The sequence below is a fragment of the Haloferax sp. AB510 genome (assembly GCF_024136985.1).
Classification (GTDB): domain Archaea; phylum Halobacteriota; class Halobacteria; order Halobacteriales; family Haloferacaceae; genus Haloferax.
In genome coordinates, this window is the sequence record NZ_JAMYJY010000177.1 from 1 (window position 1) to 3850 (window position 3850).

General features: G+C 70.6%; 6 protein-coding genes and 1 pseudogene. 5 read left to right on the forward strand and 2 right to left on the reverse strand.

What is annotated here, in order from left to right; translation table 11 throughout:
* The 5 genes from NKF06_RS20000 to NKF06_RS20020 all read left to right on the forward strand — a co-directional run.
* On the forward strand, positions 1-708 hold a 708-nt coding region (locus NKF06_RS20000; protein WP_253246403.1), incomplete at its 5' end, for a tRNA-dihydrouridine synthase.
* The gene (locus NKF06_RS20005; protein WP_253246404.1) at positions 708-1568 is read left to right on the forward strand and encodes a triphosphoribosyl-dephospho-CoA synthase; all 861 of its coding nucleotides are present in this window, start codon (positions 708-710) and stop codon (positions 1566-1568) included. The genes NKF06_RS20000 and NKF06_RS20005, both read left to right, overlap by 1 nt.
* A gap of 14 nt (positions 1569-1582) precedes the next feature.
* Entirely contained in the window at positions 1583-2263 is a 681-nt protein-coding gene (locus NKF06_RS20010) for a DUF447 domain-containing protein (protein ID WP_253246407.1), read from the forward strand.
* A gap of 24 nt (positions 2264-2287) precedes the next feature.
* Positions 2288-2476, forward strand: a complete 189-nt coding sequence (locus tag NKF06_RS20015; RefSeq protein WP_004042417.1) for a 30S ribosomal protein S17e — start codon at positions 2288-2290, stop codon at positions 2474-2476.
* Positions 2477-2672: 196 nt separating this feature from the next.
* Positions 2673-3329 (forward strand): glycerophosphodiester phosphodiesterase family protein, encoded by a 657-nt coding sequence (locus NKF06_RS20020; protein ID WP_253246405.1) that lies wholly within the window; start codon positions 2673-2675, stop codon positions 3327-3329.
* Position 3330: 1 nt separating this feature from the next.
* On the opposite strand, the gene NKF06_RS20025 is transcribed toward NKF06_RS20020, so the two are convergent.
* Positions 3331-3633, reverse strand: a complete 303-nt coding sequence (locus tag NKF06_RS20025; protein ID WP_253246406.1) for a hypothetical protein — start codon at positions 3631-3633, stop codon at positions 3331-3333.
* A 63-nt stretch (positions 3634-3696) separates the two neighbouring features.
* Positions 3697-3850 (reverse strand): annotated as a pseudogene (locus NKF06_RS21190) (acc operon protein); the annotation flags it as partial.

Below are 3850 nucleotides of genomic sequence, written 5' to 3' on the forward strand. Positions count from 1 at the left end.
GCGGCGTTCATCGGCGGCGTCGCCCTCGACGACGCCTCGCAGGCGGCGGCCCGCGAGCTCGTCGCCCGCGGGCGCTCGGAGTTCCTCGCCGACGACCCGGTCGCCTTCGTCTCCGACCAACTCGACTCACTCGCCGGATTCGACGGCGAAGACCGCTTCGTCGCCGTCAACGTCAGAGCGACCTCGCCCGACCCGGTTCGGGAGGTCGCGGCCGTCTGCGCCGACCGCGGTGCGGGCGTGGAGATAAACGCCCACTGCCGACAGGACGAACTCTGCGCCGTCGGTTGCGGCGAGACGCTCCTGTGCGACACCGACCGACTGGCCGCGTACGTCACCGCGGCCGCCGAATCCGACGCGCCGGTCGGCGCGAAAGTCCGCGCCGAAATCGACGGCGTGGACCTCCCGAACCTCGCGGTCGCGCTCGCCAACGCGGGAGCCGACTGGCTCCACGTCGACGCGATGGACTCCGAGGCCGTGATTGCCGACGTGGCCGCCGCCGCGCCCGACCTCTTTCTCGTCGCCAACAACGGCGTTCGCGACCGCGAGACGGCGACCGAGTACCTCGACTACGGGGCCGACGCGGTGAGCGTCGGGCGGCCGAGCGACAATCCGGCGGTTCTCCGCCGGGTCAGAACCGCCGTGGACGACTGGTTCGCCGGGCGCGAGGGCGATGCCGAGTCGGGCGACGAGAGTGGGGTGTCCGCCTGATGGTCGCGCCCGTTACGGACCGCGGATTCGGCCCCGCGCGGCACGCCGAACTCGCGCTCCTGCTCGAGGTCGCCGGCACGCCCAAGCCGGGGAACGTCGACCGCCGCCGCGACCTCTCGGACCTGCACTTCGAACAGTTCCTGACCGGTGCGGTCGGCTCCGCGCCCGGCCTCGAACTGGCCGCGTCGGGCGCGCCGGTCGGCGAGGCGTTCGAGGAGGCGGTCGCCGGCATGAGCCGACAGGGCGGCGGCAACACCCAGTTCGGCTGTCTCCTGCTTCTCGTCCCGCTCGTCCGGGCGGCGGCCGCAGACGACCGCGACCTCTCGCCCGCCGGCGCGACCGCCGTGGTCGAATCGACCACCGTCGCCGATGCGGTCGGGTTCTACCGCGCGTTCGAACACGTCGAGGTGGCCGTCGGCGACGTGCCCGAGGACGCGCCGGACCTCGACGTTCGGCGCGGCGGCGACGCTGCCGACGCGCTCCGAGAGCGCGGGGTCACGCTGTACGACGTGATGGACCTGAGCGCCGAGCGCGACGCCAACGCCCGCGAGTGGACCGGCGGCTTCACCCGGACCTTCCGCGCGGCTGAGGCCATCCTCGCCGACGACGGCCCCGTCACCGACCGCGTCGCTCGCGCGTTTCTCGACCTCCTCGCGGAGGAACCGGACACGCTCGTCGCGACGAACCACGGCGAGGCCGTCGCCCGCGACGTGATGGACCGCGCGGCCGCGGTCTCCGACCTCGACGAAGCCGAGGAACTGGCCGACGAGTTCGTCGCTGAGGGAATCAACCCCGGCACGACCGCCGACATCGTCTGCGCGGCGACGTTCGTCGCGCTGGAGCGGGGGGTCCCGCTGTGAGCGACGACGAGACGATGGACGCGGGGCGTCGCGCCGGCGACCGCGACGGCGACGACGACGGCTGGCCCGTCGAACTCCGCGGCGTCACCGAGACAGTCGTCGCCACGCTCGGGCCGAACGACCGGTGGAACTTCGCTGCGCTCGGGGTCCACGCGCCGGAGACCGGCGACGGAGACGGCGATTCGTCTTCCGGTTCGACCCCGCCCGCGACCGCGACGACGTGGGGAAACACCCGAACCCGCCGGAACTTCCATCGACAGGGCGGCGGCGTCATTCAGTTCGTCTCCGACCCGCGGGCGTTCGTCGAGGCCGCGATGACCATCTACGAACGGGACTCGCCGGTCCTCGATTCGGCCGACGCGTGGGCCGAAGTCGAGGCGACGCCGGTCAGTTCCGGCGAGGATGGCGGGACTGAGTGGGAGACGTGGGAACTCCGGCCCGTCGACGCCGCGGTCGAGCGGACCCGGCCGTTCACTATCAATCGCGGCTTCGGCGCGGTCATCGACGCGACGGTGGCCGCCTCGCGCCTCGACGTGCCCTCCTTCGACACCGACGACCTGCTGGACCGGCTCGACTACTTCGCCGAGACGGTCGAGAAATGCGGCGGGGAAAGAGAGCGCGAGGCGTTCGCGCGAATCGACGAGTTGACGGGCTGGCGCGAGCGGGCGGCCGCGAGACGGAACGAATCGTTTTAGTGTTCGTCCGGGGAATCTTCCGACATGGCAATCAAGCCCAAGTACGTCAAGCAGCTTGGTAACATCCTGCTGGAGCGATACCCGCAGGCGTTCAACACGGACTTCGAGACGAACAAGGACAGCGTCGAGGAACTGACCACGGTCGAGTCGAAGGGCGTCCGCAACCGCATCGCCGGCTACATCACGCGCAAGAAGGGCGGTCAGGGCGCGTAAGTTCGAGTCAGTCGATTCTCTCTGCGAACACATCTTCTCCAGCCCGCGCGGAGCGGCCGCGCCGGTCCGCGCGCGACGCACGCATGTGACGCCCGCAGTTTCGGTCCCCAGTAAACCATACCCGTACAGACCGCTTTCCACCGCTTTCGACCGGTCCGGAGGAAGCGTTTAGTCCGCGCTCCCGCGATGCTCCGACATGCGCGTCATCGGTCACCGCGGCTGTCCCGCCCTCGCCCCCGAAAACACGCTCGCAGCCTTCGAGGCGGCCGCGACGCGACTCGACTGGGTCGAACTCGACGTCCGACGCTGTGGCTCCGGCGAACTCGTCGTCTTCCACGACGAGACGCTCGACCGCCTGACCAACGCGGCCGGCCGTGTCGCCGAGACGAGCCTCGCGGACCTCCAAGAACTCACAATCGGCGACTCCGAGGAGTCGGTTCCGACGCTCGCCGGGGTGTTCGACGCCCTCCCCGCCCGCGTCGCGGTCAACGTCGAACTGAAAGAAACCGGCCTCGCCGCCGACCTCGCGGCCGTCGTCGCCGACGCGGGAAACGAAGTACTCGTCTCGTCGTTCGACGCCGAGGCGCTCCGCGAGGTGCGCGAGACGACCGCGCTCCCGATCGCGTTCCTCTTTGCGACCGACTGGGCGGCGTCGCTGTCGGTCGCCGCCGACCTCGACTGTGCGGCCGTCCACCCGCACTACGACCTGCTCTCGTCGGCGCGGGTCGAGGAGGCGCACGACCGCGGCTTCGAGGTCAACGCGTGGACGGTTCCCGACCGCGAGGTCGCGCGGCGACTCCGAGAGTACGGCGTCGACGGCGTCATCGTCGACGACCCAGCACTCGCGGAGTGAACTACCGAGTCCGAGCGCCGCCGCGGAACGCCTGAAACGCCGTCTGGTCCCGTTGTACGCCGAACGCGAGCGAAATGAGCGCGACGACGATGCAGACCCCGACAACGGCGGTCGGAAGAACGCCGTCAGGGAGGTAGCCGTTCGCCATCCCGAGTTCGACGCAGGCCCCGGCGAAGACGGCGGCGAGCGCCGCGGAGACGAAGTCCGGTTCGCCCTCGTCGGCGTAGTGTGCCGCGACAGCGACGGCGGCAAAGCCGGCGAAAACGGCGTTGAAAAACAGCCAGACGAGCGTGGATTGGACCATGTTGGACCGACTGACGTCGGACGAGAGTGTAACTGTTCTGTCGTGAACCCGCAGGCCCCCGACTCAGAACCGGTCGACGCGGCCCGAGGCGGCCCACGCGTCGGTCGGCGCGCCGGAGGGGACGCGACGGCCACAGCCGGTGACCGATTCGAGACGGCCGGCGTACCGCCAGCGGTTTTCGTTCCACGTCTCCTCGCCGTCGGCGGCGGCTGCGGCG

Excerpts from the sequence above, each read along its gene's own strand:
- NKF06_RS20005 (WP_253246404.1), top strand. The coding sequence starts at position 708 with ATGGTCGCGCCCGTTACGGACCGCGGATTCGGCCCCGCGCGGCACGCC.
- NKF06_RS20015 (WP_004042417.1), top strand. The coding sequence starts at position 2,288 with ATGGCAATCAAGCCCAAGTACGTCAAGCAGCTTGGTAACATCCTGCTG.
- NKF06_RS20010 (WP_253246407.1), top strand. The coding sequence starts at position 1,583 with ATGGACGCGGGGCGTCGCGCCGGCGACCGCGACGGCGACGACGACGGC.
- NKF06_RS20025 (WP_253246406.1), bottom strand. The coding sequence starts at position 3,633 with ATGGTCCAATCCACGCTCGTCTGGCTGTTTTTCAACGCCGTTTTCGCC.
- NKF06_RS20020 (WP_253246405.1), top strand. The coding sequence starts at position 2,673 with ATGCGCGTCATCGGTCACCGCGGCTGTCCCGCCCTCGCCCCCGAAAAC.